The 20,135-nt window shown below is 62.8% G+C and carries 15 protein-coding genes; 7 read left to right on the top strand and 8 right to left on the bottom strand.

Annotated elements, in window-relative coordinates:
* Window positions 1–4: 4 nt before the first annotated feature.
* The 4 genes from urtD (at window position 5) to FXN63_RS05870 (ending at window position 6,732) form a co-directional block, all read left to right on the top strand.
* On the top strand, window positions 5–838 hold the full coding sequence (gene urtD, locus FXN63_RS05855) for an urea ABC transporter ATP-binding protein UrtD (protein WP_148818985.1): 834 nt from the start codon (window positions 5–7) through the stop codon (window positions 836–838).
* A gap of 3 nt (window positions 839–841) precedes the next feature.
* Window positions 842–1,540 carry an urea ABC transporter ATP-binding subunit UrtE gene (urtE, locus tag FXN63_RS05860; protein WP_148813615.1) on the top strand — a complete coding sequence of 233 codons (699 nt, stop codon included), beginning with the start codon at window positions 842–844 and terminating at the stop codon, window positions 1,538–1,540.
* A gap of 48 nt (window positions 1,541–1,588) precedes the next feature.
* Complete coding sequence (gene uca, locus FXN63_RS05865; RefSeq protein ID WP_148813618.1) at window positions 1,589–5,233, top strand: urea carboxylase; 3,645 nt, start codon at window positions 1,589–1,591, stop codon at window positions 5,231–5,233.
* Window positions 5,234–5,589: 356 nt separating this feature from the next.
* Window positions 5,590–6,732: a GGDEF domain-containing protein gene (locus FXN63_RS05870; RefSeq protein ID WP_148813619.1), complete on the top strand. Its 1,143-nt coding sequence runs from the start codon at window positions 5,590–5,592 to the stop codon at window positions 6,730–6,732.
* 96 nt (window positions 6,733–6,828) lie between these two features.
* Here the strand turns inward: FXN63_RS05870 and FXN63_RS05875 are convergent, their stop codons facing one another.
* From FXN63_RS05875 to FXN63_RS05910, 8 genes are all read right to left on the bottom strand, one after another.
* Window positions 6,829–8,214, bottom strand: coding sequence for a tripartite tricarboxylate transporter permease (locus tag FXN63_RS05875; RefSeq protein ID WP_148813621.1), 1,386 nt, complete (start codon window positions 8,212–8,214; stop codon window positions 6,829–6,831).
* Window positions 8,215–8,227: 13 nt separating this feature from the next.
* Window positions 8,228–8,695: a hypothetical protein gene (locus FXN63_RS05880; RefSeq protein WP_246165044.1), complete on the bottom strand. Its 468-nt coding sequence runs from the start codon at window positions 8,693–8,695 to the stop codon at window positions 8,228–8,230.
* 111 nt (window positions 8,696–8,806) lie between these two features.
* A complete protein-coding gene (locus FXN63_RS05885; protein WP_148813625.1) occupies window positions 8,807–10,093 on the bottom strand; it encodes a hydroxymethylglutaryl-CoA reductase, degradative in 1,287 nt (428 codons plus the stop codon).
* A 458-nt stretch (window positions 10,094–10,551) separates the two neighbouring features.
* Window positions 10,552–12,525 carry a helix-turn-helix domain-containing protein gene (locus tag FXN63_RS05890; RefSeq protein ID WP_148813627.1) on the bottom strand — a complete coding sequence of 658 codons (1,974 nt, stop codon included), beginning with the start codon at window positions 12,523–12,525 and terminating at the stop codon, window positions 10,552–10,554.
* 72 nt (window positions 12,526–12,597) lie between these two features.
* Window positions 12,598–13,560 (bottom strand): alpha/beta hydrolase, encoded by a 963-nt coding sequence (locus FXN63_RS05895; protein ID WP_246165045.1) that lies wholly within the window; start codon window positions 13,558–13,560, stop codon window positions 12,598–12,600.
* Window positions 13,557–14,351, bottom strand: coding sequence for an ABC transporter ATP-binding protein (locus FXN63_RS05900; RefSeq protein WP_148813629.1), 795 nt, complete (start codon window positions 14,349–14,351; stop codon window positions 13,557–13,559). Before FXN63_RS05900 ends, FXN63_RS05895 begins: the two co-directional genes overlap by 4 nt.
* Window positions 14,344–15,165: an ABC transporter permease gene (locus FXN63_RS05905; protein ID WP_148813631.1), complete on the bottom strand. Its 822-nt coding sequence runs from the start codon at window positions 15,163–15,165 to the stop codon at window positions 14,344–14,346. Before FXN63_RS05905 ends, FXN63_RS05900 begins: the two co-directional genes overlap by 8 nt.
* A complete protein-coding gene (locus FXN63_RS05910; protein WP_148813633.1) occupies window positions 15,165–16,118 on the bottom strand; it encodes an ABC transporter substrate-binding protein in 954 nt (317 codons plus the stop codon). Before FXN63_RS05910 ends, FXN63_RS05905 begins: the two co-directional genes overlap by 1 nt.
* Before the next feature lie 491 nt (window positions 16,119–16,609).
* On the opposite strand from FXN63_RS05910, the gene FXN63_RS05915 reads away from it, so the two are divergent.
* The 3 genes from FXN63_RS05915 to FXN63_RS05925 are packed head-to-tail and all read left to right on the top strand — an operon-like array spanning window position 16,610 to window position 19,998.
* Window positions 16,610–17,281 carry a c-type cytochrome gene (locus tag FXN63_RS05915; protein WP_187395209.1) on the top strand — a complete coding sequence of 224 codons (672 nt, stop codon included), beginning with the start codon at window positions 16,610–16,612 and terminating at the stop codon, window positions 17,279–17,281.
* Window positions 17,281–18,567, top strand: a complete 1,287-nt coding sequence (locus FXN63_RS05920; protein WP_148813635.1) for a c-type cytochrome — start codon at window positions 17,281–17,283, stop codon at window positions 18,565–18,567. The genes FXN63_RS05915 and FXN63_RS05920 overlap by 1 nt, the downstream gene beginning before the upstream one ends.
* Before the next feature lie 3 nt (window positions 18,568–18,570).
* Window positions 18,571–19,998, top strand: coding sequence for an aminotransferase-like domain-containing protein (locus tag FXN63_RS05925; protein WP_148813637.1), 1,428 nt, complete (start codon window positions 18,571–18,573; stop codon window positions 19,996–19,998).
* Window positions 19,999–20,135: the final 137 nt, after the last annotated feature.

The raw sequence follows: 20,135 nt of genomic DNA on the forward strand, positions 1-20,135 counted from the left end.
GACCATGCAGCCCGTATCGAACGATGCGGAAGTCGGTGGCTCGGGCGGTTCGTCCAGCTATGGTCGCCTGCGTCCCGAAGGTGTCGATACCGCCCACGGCGTCATCTTGTACCTGGAAGACATCACCGTCAGTTTCGATGGTTTCCGTGCCTTGAATGCACTGACTTTGGACATTGGCGTGGGTGAACTGCGCTGCATCATCGGTCCCAACGGCGCAGGCAAGACCACGATGATGGACGTGATCACCGGCAAGACCCGGCCCAGTTCCGGTACGGCATTTTTCGGCCAGAGCATCGACTTGTCGCGCATGTCGGAAACCGCGATTGCGCACGCCGGCATCGGCCGAAAGTTCCAGCGTCCGACCGTGTTCGAACAGCACACGGTCTTCGAGAACCTGGAACTGGCGATGAAGGCCGACAAGCGCGTACGCCGCACCTTGCGCGCACGACTGAGCGGTGAGCAGATCGACACCATTGGCGAACGCCTGCAACTGATCCGCCTGCTGGGCGAGGCACATCGGCCCGCTGGCTTGTTGTCGCACGGCCAGAAGCAATGGCTGGAGATCGGCATGTTGCTGATGCAGGAACCGCAGCTGTTGCTGCTGGATGAACCTGTCGCCGGCATGACCGATGCCGAAACCGAACGCACCGCCGAACTGCTGAACGAGTTGCGCGGCAAACATTCGCTGATGGTGGTCGAACACGACATGGATTTTGTGTCCGCGATTGCGCGCGACGGCAAGGTTACGGTGCTGCACGAGGGTTCCGTGTTGGCCGAGGGAACCATGGACGCGGTGCAGTCCGACCCGCGTGTGGTTGAAGTCTATCTAGGTCGCTAAGCCATGCTCGAAGTCCAACAAGTCAATCAATACTACGGCGGTAGCCACACGCTGCGCGGTGTGTCGATGTCGGTGCAGACCGGACAGTGCACGGCGCTGTTGGGCCGCAATGGCGTGGGCAAGACCACATTGCTGAAGTGTCTGATGGGCGTGTTGCCCGTGGCGTCCGGGCAGGTGTCGCTGGATGGCCAGGACATCACCAAGATCGCGCCATACAAACGTGCCGCATTGGGCATGGCCTACGTGCCGCAGGGCCGCGAAATCTTCGCCCGGTTGACCGTCGAAGAGAACATCTTGATGGGCATGGCCACCAAGCCGGCCCGCGACGCGCGTCGCATCAAAGGCGAAATCTACGAGCTGTTCCCGGTGCTGAAAAGCATGTTGTCGCGACGTGGCGGCGACTTGTCGGGCGGGCAGCAACAGCAGCTGGCGATTGCGCGGGCGCTGGTGTCGGAACCGCGCCTGATCATTCTCGACGAGCCGACCGAAGGCATTCAGCCATCGATCATCAAAGACATTGGCCGCGTGATTCGCCTGCTGCGCGAGCGCGGCGACATCGCCATTTTGCTGTGCGAGCAGTACTTCGATTTTGCCCATGAACTGGCTGACCGTTTTGTCGTGATGTCGCGCGGCGAAGTCGTTGCCGAGGGCGAACACGCCGACATGAACAGCGAGGACGTACGCCGACATCTGTCGGTCTGATCTTCCCGCTGTTCTTCCGTTCCACTACTTCTAAATGCGAAGCCTGCCATGTTCACCAAAGTCCTGATCGCCAACCGCGGCGAAATCGCCTGCCGCGTGCTGCGCACACTCAAGAAGCTGGGCATTGCGTCCGTCGCGGTGTATTCCGAAGCCGATGCCACCAGCGCCCATGTGTTGCAGGCCGATGAGGCCGTCTGCATCGGCCCGGCACCGGCTGCGGAAAGCTATCTGGCCACCGACAAGATTCTTGATGCGGCGATTGCCACCGGCGCGCAGGCGATTCATCCGGGCTACGGTTTCCTGTCCGAGAATGCAGACTTTGCCGAAGCCTGCGAGGCACGCGGCATTGCGTTCATCGGACCCACGCCCGCCCAGATGCGTGACTTCGGTTTGAAGCACACCGCCCGCAAGCTGGCCTTGGACAATGGCTTGCCCTTGCTGCCCGGCAGCAGCCTGCTGGCAGACCTGGAAGAAGCCAAGCGCGAATCGCTGCGCGTGGGTTATCCGGTGATGCTGAAAAGCACGGCGGGTGGCGGCGGAATCGGCATGTCTTTGTGCGCGGATGAAGCGGCGTTGGAAGCCGCGTTTGAATCCGTCAGCCGCCTGGGCAAGAGCTTCTTCAAGAACGGCGGCATGTACGTCGAGAAGTACGTGACCAAAGCGCGTCATCTGGAAGTGCAGTTGTTTGGTGACGGCAAAGGTACGGTCGCCGCGTTGGGTGTGCGCGAATGCTCGGTGCAGCGTCGCAACCAGAAAGTGATCGAGGAAACGCCTGCGCCGCGTATCTCGCCGGAACTCACCGCTGAACTGTCGGCAGCTGCCGTGAAGCTGGGCGAAGCTGTGCGTTACCGCTCGGCGGGCACCGTGGAATTCGTCTATGACGACGATGCCGAACAGTTCTATTTCCTGGAAGTGAACACGCGTTTGCAAGTCGAGCACGGCGTGACCGAATCCGTCACCGGCCTGGACCTGGTCGAGTGGATGCTGCGCCAGGCCGCAGACGAAACCCTGCCGCTGGCGGGCTACACCTTCACGCCGCAAGGGCATTCGATTCAGGTGCGGGTGTACGCCGAAGACCCGGGCCGCAACTTCCAGCCCAGCCCGGGAGTATTGACCGGTTTCTCGGTGCCGGACGATGTGCGTTGCGACACCTGGGTGTCGCAGGGGACTGAGGTCAGCGCCTTCTACGACCCGCTGATCGCCAAGCTGATCGTGCATGCCGACACGCGTGAAGCCGCTGTCGAAAAAATGGCCGAGGTGCTGGCCAAAACCCGCATTCACGGTATTCGCTGCAACCGTCAATACCTGCAGCAGATCGTGGAGAGCGAGGCTTTCCGCACCGCGCATGTCTTCACGCGTTTCCTGGACAGCTTCGACTATCTTCCGACCACCATCTCGGTGATCGAACCGGGCACCTACAGCTCGGTGCAGGACTACCCGGGCCGTCACGGCTACTGGGACATTGGCGTGCCACCTTCGGGCCCGATGGATGACCTGGGCATGCGCCTGGCCAATCGCATCGTTGGCAACCCGGAAGGATATGCCGCGCTGGAATTCACGGTGCAAGGCCCGACGCTGCGCTTTGATTTTGACACCACCATTGCACTGACCGGTGCCACCATGCCCGCCGATGTCGATGGTGTCACCGTGCCGTTCTGGACGGCCATCGATGTGAAGGCGGGCAGCACCCTTACCCTGGGTGCCGCAGGCGGCACGGGCTGCCGTGCATACCTGGCCGTGCAGCGTGGTTTCGACGTGCCGGAATACCTGGGCAGCAAGTCGACGTTCTCGCTGGGTCAGTTCGGCGGTCACGCCGGGCGGCCGCTGCGCAGTGGTGACGTGCTGGAAGTGATGGATGACACCGCGCAAGACCACAAGCTTGATGCCGCCATGTACGAAGGCCTGGCGTCTGAGCTGATCCCGGCTTATCCGACGCAGTGGCAGATCGGCGTGCTGTATGGCCCGCACGGCGCACCGGACTTCTTCACGGCGGAAGCCATCGAGATGTTCTTCACGTCGGACTGGGAGGTGCACTACAACTCGAACCGCCTGGGCATCCGCCTGAACGGCCCCAAGCCCACGTGGGCGCGTGCCGACGGTGGCGAAGCGGGGCTGCATCCGTCGAACGTGCACGACTGCATGTACGCCGTGGGCAGCATCAACTTCAGCGGCGACATGCCGATCATCCTGACGCTCGATGGACCGAGCCTGGGTGGCTTTGTGTGCGCCGCAACGATTGTGCGAGCCGAAATGTGGAAGGTCGGGCAGATCAAGCCGGGCGATACCGTGCGCTTCGTGCGTTTCAGCGAAGCCCAGGCACTGGACGACGAGCTGTCGCAGATCGCGCTGGTGCAGGCACGTGCTGGCAAGCCGGTGCTGGTGGCATTGCCGCCCAGCGACGAAGCCGCCTTGGCCACGCCCGCGATCATTCACGAGATTCCCCATACCGATACGCAGACCGGCGTGGTGTATCGCCGTGCAGGTGACAAGTACATTCTGATCGAATACGGCCCGGCGATTCTGGACCTGAACCTGCGTTTCCGCGTGCATGCCTTGATGGAGTGGCTGAAGGCCAATCACGTCGATGGCCTGCAGGAACTGTCGCCGGGCGTGCGTTCGCTGCAGATCCATTATGAAAGCCGCACGCTGCCGCTGGCACGCCTGATGGACATGTTGCTGCGCGCGGAACAGGAACTGCCACCGGAAGAGTCGATCACGGTCAAGAGCCGCATCGTGCATCTGCCGATGGCGTTCGAAGACAGCTCGGTGCTGGAAGCCGTGTCCAAGTACATGCAGTCGGTGCGCAAGACCGCCCCGTACTTGCCGTCCAACGTGGAGTTCATGCGCCGCATCAACGGCCTGGACAGCGTGGAGCAGGTGCGCGACATCATCTTCCAGACCAGCTACATGGTGCTGGGCCTGGGTGACGTGTATCTGGGCGCACCGTGCGCGGTGCCGGTGGATCCGCGTCATCGCCTGCTGACGTCCAAGTACAACCCGGCGCGCACCTTCACGCCGGAAGGCGCGGTGGGTATTGGTGGCGTCTATATGTGCATCTACGGCATGGACTCGCCCGGCGGTTATCAACTGGTGGGCCGCACCGTGCCCATCTGGAACAAGTTCCTGAAGAACCCTGACTTCGCGCCGGGCGAACCGTGGCTGCTGCGCTTCTTCGACCAGGTGCGTTATTACCCCGTCAGCGAAGCAGAACTGACCGAATACCGTGCCGCGTTCCGTGAAGGCACGGTACGCCTGAACATCACCGAGGAAGACTTCAACCTGGGTGACTACAACCGCTTCCTGGCATCCATCGATACCGAGCTGAAGGAGTTCAAAGCCAAGCAGCAGGCCGCCTTCGATACCGAGCGGATTCTGTGGGACAACGAACGCGCGGAAGAAGAGGCTGCAGCGGCGGCAGTGGGCAGCATGGCCGGCAACGGTTCGGCAGCCGATGAAGATTCGCCCTTGGTCACCGGGCAGTCTGCGCTGCACGCCGACATTCCGGGCAACATCTGGCGCTTGCTGGCAGAGCCTGGCATGAAGGTCGAAGCCGGTGCGCAACTGGCCGTGATCGAATCGATGAAGATGGAGTTTTCAGTGACCGCCCGGCGTGCTGGCACCGTCAGTCGGATCTTGTGCCAACCTGGTCAGCAGGTGCGGTCGGGGCAGCGTCTGTTTGTGCTGGATGCATGACCGAGGTGTGATGTCGGATCAGATGTTGGCAAGTGCGTGATTCGCGCTTGATCAGAATCTGATCAACAAAAAGACATTTTGATTAATGGTTTGATTGGTATTTTGGATTGGCCGGAACAGCCTGTGCGAACAGTATTTTCAGAACTCGAATTCCTGTTCGGATGCGTCGTTTGATCCAGCAATACTGACCAATTCTGACATTATGGCCACGGGATACGAATATATATCCCGTGGCCGTTTTTTTATCGGGCTTTTCCTAGTGGGAAAGCGCGTGAAACCTCAGTTTTCATCTGTTTTGATGAACTTGTCCGACATAGAATGAGCCATCTTTAACTCGACCTTTCGGTGCAGCCCGCATGCTGCTCGACGTTCGCACTTTATATGTTGCCACTGCCGCCATTGCCGTCGCGCTTGGCATGGTGCAATTGCTTGCCTGCGTCACGCAGCGTTTTCCATCGTGGGTAGCTTGGTGGGGGGCCAGCAATCTGCTGGTGGGGTTAGGCGTACTGTTTCTGTCGCAGCGTGGCGTTGCCCCGGATTGGGTATCAGTACCACTGTCGAACCTGTTGATGACGGTGGGTTATGGACTGTTGCTGGTGGGCATGCGGCGCTTTGTCGCGCGCAAGGTTTACTGGCCGCTTCATGCGGTCGTCACCGTATTGATATTGGGGCTGGTCATCGTGTTATGGCCGGCATTGTCCGACTTCCGTCAGCGCGCGGCTTTGATCGCGGGGCTGGCCTGCGCCTGTGACCTGTGGATCGCGATCGATGCCATGCGCACGGCCAGGCGCGAGCGCCTGCTGTCGGCCCGGGTCGTGGGCGCACTGTTTGGATTCACATCACTGTTGTTCGGCATACGGGTAGTGACCATGATCGGCGACCTCTACGGTTATCGCGAGTGGTTCCCGATCGATTCGCCCAGCGTGTTGCTGGGCCTGACTGCCGTGATGTTGCTGCCGGTGCGCAACATGGCGCTGATATTGATGGCCAACGAGCGCTACCGCAACGACTGGCGCATGCGGGCTTTGCGTGACCCGCTGACCAGCGTGCCCAACCGCGCCGGTATTCGCGCGGCCTTCGAAGGGCTTGAAAACCGCAGCATTGGCATGTCTTTGTTGATGGTCGATCTGGATCACTTCAAGGATGTGAACGACGCACTGGGGCACGAAGCCGGTGACCGTGTGCTGCTGGGGTTCGTTGCGATTGCCCGTGGCGGCTTGCGTTATACCGATGTGCTGGGCCGTTATGGCGGGGACGAATTTGTGATCTTGCTGCCCGAGACTTCGCTGGCAGATGCGCAGGCGCTGGCCGAACGGCTGCGCCATGCTTTTGCAGACGGCATGCGTGGTGCCCACCTGGCAATGACCCCCACATTGAGCATTGGCATCGCCGGCGGTCAGGGCAAGGCGGTCAAGCTGGATGTGCTGTTGTCAGAGGCAGACAAGGCCTTGTATCTGGCCAAGCGCAACGGCCGCAACTGTCTGTACGCAGCGGCCTGATGCAAAAAAGGCGCTGGAAGAAGGCATCTTCCAGCGCCTTTTCTTGCTGCTGCGAACCGCAGTTCGCAGCAGATCAACAAGCGCAGCGAGCCTGAATCAGACGCCCAGCAGCTTCAACACTGCCGGCATGGTCAGCACGGCCGTGTAGTAGCCCATGAACTGCACGCCAGTACCAAAACCGAAGGTGCGATTCAGCAAGCCGCCCACCAGGCCCACCACCAGCACCACCAGGAAGCCCAGCACACCGCCTTCCCAGAAGCTGATCACCAGGATCAGGCCGACGAAGGTGGCGATGATGGCTTCGTGGCTCAGCTTCTTCGACACGAAGGACGCGGCGCGGTGCGCGAAGTTCATGGCGAAGGGGTAGGACACGATGGCGGCCAATGCCACAGCCAAGAGGCCGTACCAGAGGAATTCCCAGTGCGACAGCATGGTGTGCAGGTTGTTGACCTGACCCGATGCGGCGTCGATGGTGAAGCGCGGCGGTGCATTGAACAGCGGTGCGGCCGGGCCGGCAGCCACCGGGCTGAGCGGCAGGCCGAACGCGATCAGCGGGATCAGTGCTTCGGCGATGTAGGTCGCCTCGGTCACGCCGTTACGCGCAGCCAGCACCGTGGTCATGCGGTGGTAGGCGTGCTTGATGCGTGCACCCACCACTTCGCCCATCAGCACGGTCATGGCGACCGGGCTGAACACGAAGGTGGCGCTGGAGATCGTGGCAGTTGCAATGGTCCAGCCGGTCTGCTTGCGGTCCAGCACCTTCAGCGGATTGGGGAAGTAACCCTTCCAGCCCTTGATGTCCGGTGCCAGCGAGAAACGACGCGGCTCGGTACGCATCATGCGCTTGCGTTCGATGGGCGACAGGCTGGAGAACAGGTCAGCGATCAAGGGACCGATGGCGATGCCCAGGAAATAGCTGATGCCCAGCTTGACGCCGAAGCGGCCGGTACCGGCTTGCAGCGCAATGATCAGCGCCACGAAAGGCACCAGCAGCGCAACCGACGCCCAGCGACCCGGCGAGAACCAGGCGATGAACAAGGCGGCAGCCAGGAACACCCACGGTGCGGATGCAACGATGGATTCGCGGAACGGAGCCAGCAGCACGGCGAACAGCACCGCAACCGGCACGGCCACGAAGGCGGCCACGATGGCACCCGAAATCATCTTGCGCAGGGCGACGTGCGGCACGCCAAGATTGCGCATGCGGGTGGCGTCCTGCATCAGCGGCACGGCCAGCGTGTCACCCGGGATGCCAAGCAGCGCCGTCGGGATCGCGTGGGTCATGTGCTTGGCGACTGCGCCAGCCAGGAAGAAGGTGAAGACCCCGGCAGGGGCGACACCCATCAATACGACAACCAAGGTAAGCGGGGCAAGGGTGGTGGTTTCGTCAGTACCCGAAACCAGGCCGATGCCGGCGAATACGATGGCACCCAACAGGCCCATCGCAAAGGCGATGAGAATATCCGGTAGCAGAGCTTCCATGATGTGTTCCGGATCAGTGCGCGGCGGCGGCTGTGCGCCCCGCGTCAGGGGTGGATGATGACGCGGCGGCAGCGTCTGCCGCACGTTCACGTTGAGCGAAGATGTCGTACAGGCCGACGTCCTTCATTTCGGCGATCACTTCGGGCGGCAGGTCTGCCAGGCGGCCCAGGCCACCGGTGTCGGTGGCCAGTTCATCCATTGCCGATTCGCGCCAGCTGGGGTCTTCGCCTTCTTCGATGATCTGGCGTTTCGGCGCAAACAGCTTGGCGCAGATGATGCCGGCGATCAGGCAACCGCCCAGACCGACCAGCATGGCGTAGGACGCGGCCATGGCCTGGTCGGCGACGACCTGGCGCAGCAACGCACGCGACGCGATGAAGCCTGCCATGGCGATGGCACCACCGATCAGGATCGCCAGGGCCAGGTGTCTGCGGTCGACGGTGTCGCCCCAGATCTCCATCAGTTGGGCATCTTGTTTCACGGGTTCTCCTCTTTTGGGCATGTTGTGGGTGAGTGATGCCGCGCCGGATGCCCTCCGTGCGCGGCAACAAAAACACGTGCCTGGGGGACATGGCCCCCGGGGAAACAACCCTTAGGCGGGCTTGCGCTCGGCCAGCAGTTGCTGCGCCACTTCCACGCGCACGTCCTTGGCGGCGACCATCTGGCGCACGACCCAATCCACGTCGTCACCGGTGGCACCGGCCACCAGCGCGATGTTGCGCGCGTGCAGGGCCATGTGGCCACGCTGGATGCCTTCGGTCGCCAGGGCGCGCAGGGCACCCATGTTCTGTGCCAGGCCGACGGCCACGGTGATTTCGGCCAGTTCCTGGGCGGAAGTCACCTTCATGATCTTCAGTGCCAGACGGGCCAGCGGATGGGTCTTGGTGGCACCGCCAACCAGGCCCAGCGGCATCGGCATTTCGATCGAGCCGATCAGGTCGCCGTCGGTGGCAATTTCCCAGCGGGTCAGCGAGGTGTAGTGACCGCTGCGGCTGGCGAACGCATGCGCGCCGGCTTCCACAGCGCGCCAGTCATTGCCGGTAGCAACCACAACCGGGTCGATGCCGTTCATGATGCCCTTGTTGTGGGTGGCGGCACGGTAGGGATCGACAGCGGCGAATTCGTAGGCGTCGACGATGCGGTTGATGACGTCTTCACCGCTGTATTCGCTGGTGGCCAGCGTGGCGGGCGAGATGCGCACACGTGCACGTGCCAGACGCAGGTCGGCCAGGTTCGACAGGATGCGCAGACGCACCTTGCCGCCGGTGATCTGTTCGATCAGCGTAGCCACGCCTTCGGCCATGGTATTGACGGTGTTGGCACCCATCGCGTCACGCACGTCGACGATCAGGTGGGTGACAACCATCGGGCCGCGTGCGGTGTCGGGGAACACGTGCACTTCGATGTCACGGCAGCCGCCGCCCAGGCCGATCAGCACCTTGTCGCGGCTGTTGGCGATGCGCAGGATTTCTTCGCGGTGCTGCAGGATGGTCTGGCGGGCACCATAGGGGTCGGTCACGCCGATCAGCTGCACCTGAGCGCGCATGATCGGGCCGCTGCTGGAAGTCTGGAAACCACCGGCAACGCGTGCCAGCTTGGCCATGTAGGAGGCTGCTGCGATTACTGAGGGCTCTTCCACGGCCATCGGCACCAGCACGTCCTTGCCATTGATCTGGAAGTTGCCGGCCACGCCCAGCGGCAGCTCGAAGGTGCCGATGACGTTTTCGATCATGCCGTCGGCGGTGGCCAGCGGCAGGGCACCCGGCTTCGCGAGCAGGGCCTGCTCGGCGTCAGTCAGCTCAACCTTGGCAGCAAGGTGCGACAGACGTTCGGCCGGCGACAGTGCACGGAAATTGGGAAGGGTCGAATCGATGCCCACAGCGGACTCCTGATGAAATTTGTGTGCGTGGCGCGTCTGGCATCAAGCAAGTGCTTGCGATTGATGAGACGGCTGCCGAAGAAACGTGCGAGGAACGTGCGGACGGCGTGCGAGTTGCCGCCTGGGTCAAACGGCGGACGGATGTCCCGGATATGCGTCACCTTGCGATATGCCTGGCCCGGTACCAGCAGTCGCTGGCGGTCGAGCAGCAGCGCCGTTGGCTTGGTTCACCCATGAGTCGGCTGTGCCGGAGTGAACAAAACGGGGCTGAGCAAAGCAGAGGTCAGGGCGCATGGGATTCCGTCGGCTGGCCCTCTTGTGAAGGGCGCGGTGGTACGGATGGGGGACGGCTTGGATGCCGCTCGGCTCCATCTGTGCGCAATTGTGGAGATACCGACGTGGGCCGCCAATGTAAATAGAAGATACCGGCCCAGTTTTTTTATGTATTAAACATCTATTTATTCGGGTATTCCCGAGGTGTTTATGCTATTTTTCTGCTTCAAATGCCACAGGCGAAGCGCCAAGTGGATCTCCAGCGCCCGGCTGGCTTCCTGCCAATTTCCAAGTGCCGCATCGACTGCTTCCAGTCGCTGGCGCAAGGTGTTGATGTGGATGCCAAGCGTCTGCGCAGTAGCCCGCGCGTTGCGGCCTTGGTCCAGATAGGCAAGCAAGGTGCCACGCAAGCGGTCGGCGTCGCGCAGACCGCCCAGGGTGGCGTCCAGGAAGGCATCGAGTTCGCTCGCACTGCGGCCGTCGAACAGCATGGCGTAGACCGACAGCTGTGCGTCGCGGGCTGCCTGCCCGTCGCGTCCCAGCGCATGGAGCAGGTCCAGCGAACGTTTGATGCGCTGGAACGTGCGGGGCAGGGCGGCAGCGTCATCGACCGGGTCGGCAATCACCGAGGTCACGGTCAGTGCCGGGCCCGAGGCCAGGTAGCGGCGCAGCGCGGTGTGCAGCGCATCAGGTTGTGATGTAGAGGAAAGCACCACCACCATGCCGTCGTATTCGTCGAACAGCGTGGCCTCGAAGCGGAAACCGGCGCGCAGGCGCTTCAGCAGGTAGGCGTGCTTGCCACCCGGGGTATCGCAGCACAGCAGTGTCAGCGGCGCATGCATGTCGATCGCATGTTGGCGCAAACGAGCCGGCAGCGCACCGCCCAGTTCCTGCGAGCGGCCCAGCAAGGCACGCAGCACAGCGGCCACGTCGCCACTGGCCGCATATTGGGCGCGTTCCTGTGTCAGCAGCAAGATGCCGGTGACCAGGGCGCTGCGCTCGAACGTGCGGATGCCGATGCGGTTCAGCTCGCGTGGTGTGGTGATCACCAGCGAACCCAATACGCCGGTGCCGCCGTTGATTGCGGATACGCGGCACACACGCTCATCGTCGCTGAAGGCGATCACTGATTGGCCAACGCTGCGGCTTTGGTAGATGGCAGCGTGGATCTTGTCTTGTTCGTCGTCCGGCATGCGTGAAATGTCCGACGAGGAACAGATGGCCTGTTCGCCTTCGTCCAGCACTTCCACTACGCCGTTCAAGGTGGCCGCCACCATGTCCACAATGTCTTGCAGCGAGCCACCGCGTGCGATCAAGGCCGTGAGCTTTTCGTGAGTGTCTGCCGCCAGCTGGGTGTCTGCGCTCTGCTGCTGCAATTGGGCATTGGCGCGGCTGGCGGCGGCCAAGGCTGCCTGGGCTTCCGAGAACAGACGCGCATTCTCGATGGCGACCGATGCATGAGACGCCAGCGTCGACAGAATCGACACTTCCCAGGGCACGTAGCGTCGCATATAGCGGTCACCGACGAACAGCACGCCGATCACACGGTCACCGACCAGCAGCGGGACGCCCAGAATCGATTCGACCCCTTCATCGCCCACCGCATCGTCAATCAGTTCATTGTGCGAAAACCTGGGGTCGGGGCCGTATTGCGAGGAACTGTAGGGCGTGCGGTGACGTGCCACGTAGCCGCAGATGCCAACCTCGCCTGGCACGCGCACCTGTTTGAACTTGTCGGAGAACGCGCCGTCGGTGGCACGCACGTAGAAGTCCCCGGCCCCCGGGTCGAAGATCGACAGGTAGCCCACATCGCTGGCGACCAGTTGGCGCGTGCGGCGCACGATGGCTTGCAGCACCTGATCGATATCGCGCATCGCGGTCAAGTCCTGGGCAGTGTCGATCACCGCCAGCAGGCCGCGTTCTTTTTGCTGGTGCTGTTCAAGCCGGACGCGGATCGCCAGCGCCATCTGCAAGCCGTCGCGCAAGGCGGTGCGCTCAGTAGGCGTGACATCTGCGCTGTCGATGTCGCGCAGCAGTTGTGCGTAGTCTTCAGGCGGTGCTTCGCGCAACAGCAGCGCAAAGGCGTCCAGGCTGCTGACGGGACCACCGAGGGTGGTCGCGGCAGGCTCCCCGTGAACGGAGGGGGAGGAAGTGGGCATGGTGCAAAAACTCCGGGACGATGCTGGCCGTCTGCCAGCATAGCCCGAGGCAAGGATGCCGTGCGCCGGGCCTCACCGCAGCAGGGCGCGCACCTGCATGGTCAGCGCCCCGTCGGCGCGGGACAGCTCGTACAGAATACTGAAATGATTGTGGCCGGGCAGCAGCACGGTGTCGCCCGGGTAGTCGTGGCGGGCACGTGAAAACGCCAGCGATTGTCGTTGCAGCGCCAGCAGTTCCGCCTGCCCCACGCAGATCGACAGCGGCTTGGGCACGCAGGGCAGTGTCAGCGGACTGAAGTCGTCGATGTCCTGTTGGGAAAGCTGCAGTTTTTCATTCAGGTAGCAGTGGCGAATCGGCTCCAGATCGAAGATGCCGCTGATCGCCACACCGCCACAGATGCCGTCTTCGTCCAGGCACATGGCGGCCAGGTGCCCGCCCGCCGACCAGCCGGACACCACCATCTTGTCCACATCGGCACCGAACGCCGATGCATGCTCACGCAGCCAGCGGATGCCCGCGCGTACCTCTGCCACGATGCCGGCCATGTTGGTGTCGGGGGCAAGCGTGTAGCCGATCATCGCCACGTGAATGCCGTGGGCGTTCGGGCCTGCGGCCAGAAAGCTGAAGGTTTCCTTGGCGCGCATCTGCCAGTAACCGCCGTGGATGAAGATCAGCAGCGGTCCCGGCCGGCTTGCCGGGAAGTAGTCGATGCGTTGCCGGGGGGCCGGGCCGTAACGCATGTCCAGCCGGGCGTCCGGTCGCGCGCGCATGTCCGTGCTGCGGCGCTCGAAGTCGGCCAGCAGCGTGGCGCTGTCGGCAACGGCACGGGTGTTGTCGTAGGCCGCGTCCAGCGTTGCGCGGTCCATGCCCTGGTAGACCGCAGGTGTTGTCATGGGGGGATTGGTGGGTGCGTGGAGGGCGCGCGGGCAGCCGTCAGCCTGAATGGATGCCGCGTGATGTGTCAGGGCTTCATCGGATGCTGCGTGGTCGGGTGCGGAACTGCCTAATACGGAACGATCGGACAATGCGCTCATGCCGCCGCCTTGATGGCCACGTGGCTGCTCAGATACTGGGTGATATCGCGGCGAACCTGGTTGAACTCGATGCCGGTGATGTCACGCGGACGCGGCAATTCCAGCGCAATGTCGCGTTCGATGCGACCCGGGCCGGCGGTCATCACCACCACACGATCGGACAGCATCACGGCTTCTTCCACCGCGTGCGTGACAAAGATGATGGTGACGCCCGTGCGTGCCCAGATATCCAGCAGCTCTTGCTGCAGGCGTTCGCGGGTCAGGGCATCCAAGGCACCGAAGGGCTCGTCCATCAGCAGCACGTCGCAATCGTTGGCCAGCACGCGGGCAATGGCCACGCGCTGCTTCATGCCACCCGACAACTGGCCGGGGTAGTAATTGGCGAATTTCCCCAGGCCCACCATGTCGGTGTAGTGCATGGAAAGTTCGTGCAGCTGCTTGGCCGACATGCCGCGCTGGCGCGGACCGAAGGCAATGTTCTGCGCCACGGTCAGCCACGGGAACAGGCCATAGTCCTGGAACACCATGCCGCGTTCGGGGCTGGGCCCATTGATGGGTTTGCCATACATCTCGACCACGCCGTCGGTGGCGGTCTCGAAACCCGCCAGAATGCGCAGCAAGGTGGACTTGCCGCAGCCCGACGCCCCGATCAGGCAGACGAACTCGCCTTTCTCGATGCGCAGATCGACATTGCGCAAGGCCTCGACTGTCTGGCCACCCACCGTGAATGTCTTGTTCAGACCCCTGACCGACAAGACGGGCAGCGGTTTGCGTTTGCTCGGTTCAGACATGATGTTGCGGGCTCCATTTCAGCAGGCGATTGTTCAGCCACACAAGCAGTCGATCAGTGCAGAAACCGGCCAGACCGATGACGATCATGCCGGCAATCACCAGGTCGGTTCGCGACAGCATGCGGCCGTCCATGATCACGGCACCCAGGCCTTCGGGTACACCCGTCATTTCCCCTACTACGATCAGAATCCAGGCAAAGCCGTGACCCAGCCGCAGGCCGTTCAGAATCGATGGCATGGCGGCGGGCAACACCACCTGTCGGAACATGCCGGTACCCTGGCAGCCCAGCATGCTGGCCGCTTCGAACAGGCGCGCGTCCACCGTGCGCACCCCGAAGATCGTGTTGAACACGATGGGATAGAAGGCACCCAGAAACACCAGAAAAATGGCCGCCTTGGGCCCAAGCCCGAAGAAGATCATCGACAGCGGCAACCATGCCGTCACCGGTACCGGCCGCAGCAACTGCAAGGTCGGGTCCACCAGTGCACGCAACATGGCGCTGCGGCCGATCATCAGGCCCAGCGGAATGCCGACAGCGGCCGCAGCCAGAAAGCCGCCGTACACCCGCGTAAGCGACTTCCACAAGTGCAGGCCCAGCGTCTGGCTGAATGCGTCGTCATAGATGCCACCCACCGCGAAGTCGACCAGCATCAATCCCACTGTGCCCGGCGATGGAATCAACTGGGTGCCGCTGGCGCGCACCCCCATGTCCCAGGCCAGCAGCAGGACCAGCGGCAGAATCCACGGAGTCAGGATGCGCTGAATGCGCATCCGCCCCGGGGCCGGCAGCGCGGAAGGAGCGCGCGCCGACATCAGCGGCTGGCAAGCTGGCGAACCAGTGCCGGCTGAATGAAGACGGCGTAGTCAGGCAGTTGCCGGATCTGCTTCTTGTCCAGCATCTGCGAACCGTAGTAGCGCGCACGGGTGACCCAGTCTTCGTCCAGTTTCCAGGTCAGTTCGACATTGGGCGCGGCGATGTCGACCACGTTGGCCGGAATGCCCAGCTTCTGCGAGGACATGGCGACAAACGCGGCACGGTCGCCCATGGCGTATTCAGTGGCCTTGCGATGGATTTCCAGGAATACCTTCACCAGCTCTGCCTTGTCGCGCAGCGTGTCGGCGTGCGTGGTCATGACCATGTTCACCGAACCCGTGGGCGTGGTGTAGGGATACTCGACGACCTTGCCCACGTTTTTGCCGACGCTGATCGACGGACCCGGTTCGGCCCCCACGTAGGCATCGACGTCGCCGCGTTCCAGCGCAGACGCCATTTCGCTGAAGGACACGCGCACCGACTGCACGTCCTTGATGGTCATGCCTTCTTGCTTCAGACGGTCCAGGAACACCACTTCCTGGGTCGAGCCGGGCAAGATGCCAACCCGTTTGCCAGTCAGACCCTTGACCGATGTGACACCACCATCGGCGCGCGCCACGATGGCCATGCCGCGATTGCACTGGGCGGCGATCACCACCACCGGTTCACCGGCTGCGCCACCCAATGTGGCGGCTGCCAGACCATAGGTGCCGAAGTCCACCGACTTGGTCACGACCGCATTCTTGCCGTCGGTGGGCGTCTCGAAAGGAATCACTTCGATGCGATACCCGGGCGGCGTGAACTTCTCGTAGAAGTACGGCGTGATGCCGTGGATCAGCTTCAGGGTTCCGACCTTGATGACCTGATCGGCTGCCACGCCCGGCAGGGGCGCAAGCGCCATCAAGGTGCTGGCGGTGAACAGGCTGGCGAGAAGGCGGCGACGGGAGCGCATGAGGTGTCCTTGGATGGCAGGCCGCGGTTTGCGGCGCAACAGGCTCAATGCAAAGCCTGTGCCATGTGCAACCGGCAAATCTGGCAGGGACAAGGTGCTGTCATGCCCAGTCTTGGTGCGCGATTGCCGTGGTACGCGCGCTACCTTGAAGCGTCTTGGCGCTGCCCGTGTCCTTCGAATTGCTTAGTCCACGCTGCGGCGAGCAAACCGCAAGCACAAAGCGCCTGTAACTGATCCGGTTTTTCTTATGGTTTGTGCGCCTGTTTGGCCGGACGGGCATTGACTAGAATTCTTTGAAGTGCCCGCCTCGGGCCGTCGCCCGGAATGCCATGCATTTATCTGACGCTTGTTCAATGGACGTTCGTTCAATGCTTCGCGGTTGTGCTCGAACGCAGCTTCGCTTTCAACATGAAGGCTTCGCTGGTAACCCCATTCGTTTGCCGCGTTTCATTGCCAGGATTTTGACGGCTGCCGTGCTTGGTTTGAGCGCGATGGCGGCCTGTGCGGCAGACACGTCCGCCGACATGCTGCAACCCGACACCATGGCCGCCCGGCTGGTCGCCTGTACGGCCTGTCATGGTCCGCAGGGCCGTTCCGGCCCGGACGGCTACTACCCGCGCATCGCCGGCAAACCCGCTGAATATCTCTACCATCAGCTGCTGCATTTCCGTGAAGGCGAGCGTCGCTACGAACCCATGCGGGTGCTGCTGGACACCATGTCCGACGACTATCTGCGCGAGATCGCGCAATGGTTCTCCGACCAGCATCCGCCATACGTGCCCGCGCGCTCGACGCGGGTGGATGCGGCTGCACTTGAACGTGGTCGCCTGATGACGCTGCAAGGTGATGCCGCGCGTGGCATTCCCGCCTGTGCTGCCTGTCATGGTGCAACGCTGACTGGCGTCAAACCTGCGATTCCCGGCGTGCTTGGCTTGCCGCACGACTACATTGCCGCGCAGTTCGGTGCCTGGCGCGCGGGTCTGCGCAAGGCAAGCGCGCCCGATTGCATGGCCGAGGTGGCGCGCAAGCTCACACCCGAAGACATCAGCGCGGTAGCCGCCTGGTTGTCGATCCAACCCGTGCCCAACGACGGCCTGCCTGTCGAAACAGCAAACCTGCCGCAGGATTGCGGCAGCCAGACGCGCAGCGCAGGAGCACGCTGATGCTGAAGCGGATTTTCCTGACGTTGTTGATGGTGCTGGTGGCAGTCGTGGGCGCGGTGGCGTGGTTGGGCTATCGCGAAGATCCCGGACTGCCTGCCGACCCAGCGCTGGCCAGCGTTGATGCGGCACAGCGGATCGAGCACGGCCGCTATCTGGCAAGTGTGGGCAATTGCATGGGGTGCCATACCGTGCCGGGTGGCAAGCCTTATGCGGGTGGGCGTGAACTGGCCACCAATTTCGGCAGCCTGTACGGCCCGAATCTGACCCCCGATGCCGACACCGGTCTGGGTCGCTGGACCGCAGATGATTTCTGGCGCGCCTTGCATAACGGCAAGGGACGCGACGGTCGTCTGCTGTATCCGGCTTTCCCGTATCCCAGTTATCGCCATGTCAGTCGGACCGATGCCGACGCCTTGTTTGCGTACCTGCAATCCTTGCCACCGGTGCGCCAGGAAAACCGCGCGCACCAGCTTGCGTTTCCGTATGACCAGCGTTTCCTGCTGGCAGGCTGGCGGGCCTTGTACTTCCGCCCGCTGGATGGCCGCCCTGATGCCGTTGCCAAGCCGGATTCACCGCAATGGCTGCGTGGGCGCTATCTGGTGGAAGGGCTGGCGCATTGCGCCGAATGCCATACGCCGCGCAATCGCCTGGGCGCATTGCGCACTGACGCAAGCCTGAGCGGTGCCATGATGGGCGGGCAGGGCTGGTATGCACCGCCATTGACCGGGGACCCGGTGACGGGTCTGGGCAAGTGGAGCCCGCAAGAGGTCTTCGAGCTGCTGAAGACGGGGGTATCGGCCCGGTCTTCCGCTGTCGGACCAATGGCCGAGGCCGTGCACCAGGGCTTCCAGCACGTGGCTGACGCCGATCTGCGGGCAATGGTGGACTACCTGAAATCGCTGCCCCCGGCCGGCACCGATGCGCAGGCTGTCGGTGCGCTGCCCTCGGCAGGTTTGATGGATGCTGGCGGCAAGATCTACGCGCAGCAGTGTGCGCAGTGTCACCAGGACAATGGCCAAGGCAAAGCCCCCGCGTGGCCGCCCTTGCGCGACAACATCTCGGTGGTGGCGGCATCACCACTCAACACCATTCGCATGGTCTTGTCGGGCGGTTTTGCGCCTGCCACGCCCGGCAATCCGCGCCCGCACGGCATGCCGCCTTTCGGCCACACGCTGAACGATCAAGACGTGGCAGCGGTTGTTTCTTATGTGCGCAACAGCTGGGGCAATCAGGCGGGTGGCGCGTCTGCGCTTGACGTGCGAGCGGCCCGGGAGTCGGGGCGCTGATACGTGGGCGAATCGCTTAAGCGCTACGAAGCGCTGGCCCACGATCTTGCCGAATCGATTCGCTGCGGTGTGCTGCGTGCTGGGGAAAAACTTCCGTCGGTACGCGAGGCAAGTGCGCGCCGTGGTGTCAGCGCGTCCACCGTGTTCCAGGCCTACTACCTGTTGGAAGCGCAGGGCCTGATCCGCGCCCGTGATCGCTCGGGCTATTACGTGGTGCACGGCACGGCTACCATGCCGCCTGAGCCCGAGCCGCCTGTGCATATCGACCCGGACTCCAACGTGGTCGATGTCAGCAGCCAGGTGTTCGAGATGCTGGAGTCGATCCGGCAACGTGAGGTCGTCCCGTTCGGCTCGGCGTTTCCCGATCCGGCGCTGTTTCCGATGGCCAAGCTCGGGCAGGTGATGGCCAGCACCATCCGGCAACTCGACCCCTGGCAGGCTGTGGATGATCTCAGCCCCGGCAATGCGCAATTGCGGCGGCAGATCGCGCTGCGTTATCAGGTCGATGGCATGGCGGTGACACCGGACGACATCGTCATCACCAACGGCGCGCTGGAAGCACTGAACCTGTGTCTGGGCGCGGTCACGCGGCCGGGTGACACAGTGATTGTGGAATCGCCCACCTTCTATGCCGCCTTGCAGTCGCTTGAACGACTTGGCCTGCGTGCCATCGAAGTGCCAGCGCATCCCCGTGAAGGCATCGATCTGGCCGCGCTGGCCCGTGCACTGGCGCAACATCAACCAGCCGCCTGCTGGCTGATGACCAGCTTCCAGAACCCGCTGGGCAGCCTGATGCCCGAGCCGAAGAAACGCGAATTGGTGGCCTTGCTGGCGCGCCACGGCGTGCCGCTGATCGAAGACGATGTGTACGCCGAACTGTATTTCGGCGCGAATCGTCCGGCACCTGCCAAGGCTTTCGATACCCAGGGGCTGGTGATGCACTGTGGGTCGTTTTCCAAATCGTTGGCACCGGGGTATCGCGTGGGATGGGCCGTCCCGGGTCGGTTTTTCCGGGCGGTGGCGCGGCATAAATTGAGCACCAGTCTGTCGACGTCGATGCCCGCGCAGGCGGCCATCGCGGCGTATCTGGAACGTGGTGGCTACGACCGCCATCTGCGTGCCTTGCGCCATGAGCTGTCGGTTCGGCAGGGCCAGATGATGGCAGCAGTCGGTGCCAGGTTTCCCGCCGGTGCCCGCGCCACGCGACCTGCGGGCGGCTACTTTCTGTGGGTCGAGCTGCCCGGTGAAATCGATACCCGCATGCTGCATCGGCAGGCCTTGGCGGCGGGGATCAGCATTGCGCCAGGGCCGATGTTCTCGTCGCATCCGCGTTTTTTGAATTGTCTGCGGCTGAACTATGGGCACGCGTGGGATATGCGGGCAGAGGCTGCGTTTGCTAGGCTCGGCGGGTTGATACACGCGATGTGTTGATGGGGCACTGATATACAAGCGCAGCGTCTGACTGACGCTTTTTGCTGCGTTTGCCCTGCTGCATGTTGTGACAGCGCTGATCCGTTGGTCGTCTCGAAGTTGGTCGTCCTAAACCTACCTGACTTGCCATTCCTGCT

The organism is Pigmentiphaga aceris, from assembly GCF_008119665.1.
Classification (GTDB): Bacteria; Pseudomonadota; Gammaproteobacteria; order Burkholderiales; family Burkholderiaceae_B; genus Pigmentiphaga; species Pigmentiphaga aceris.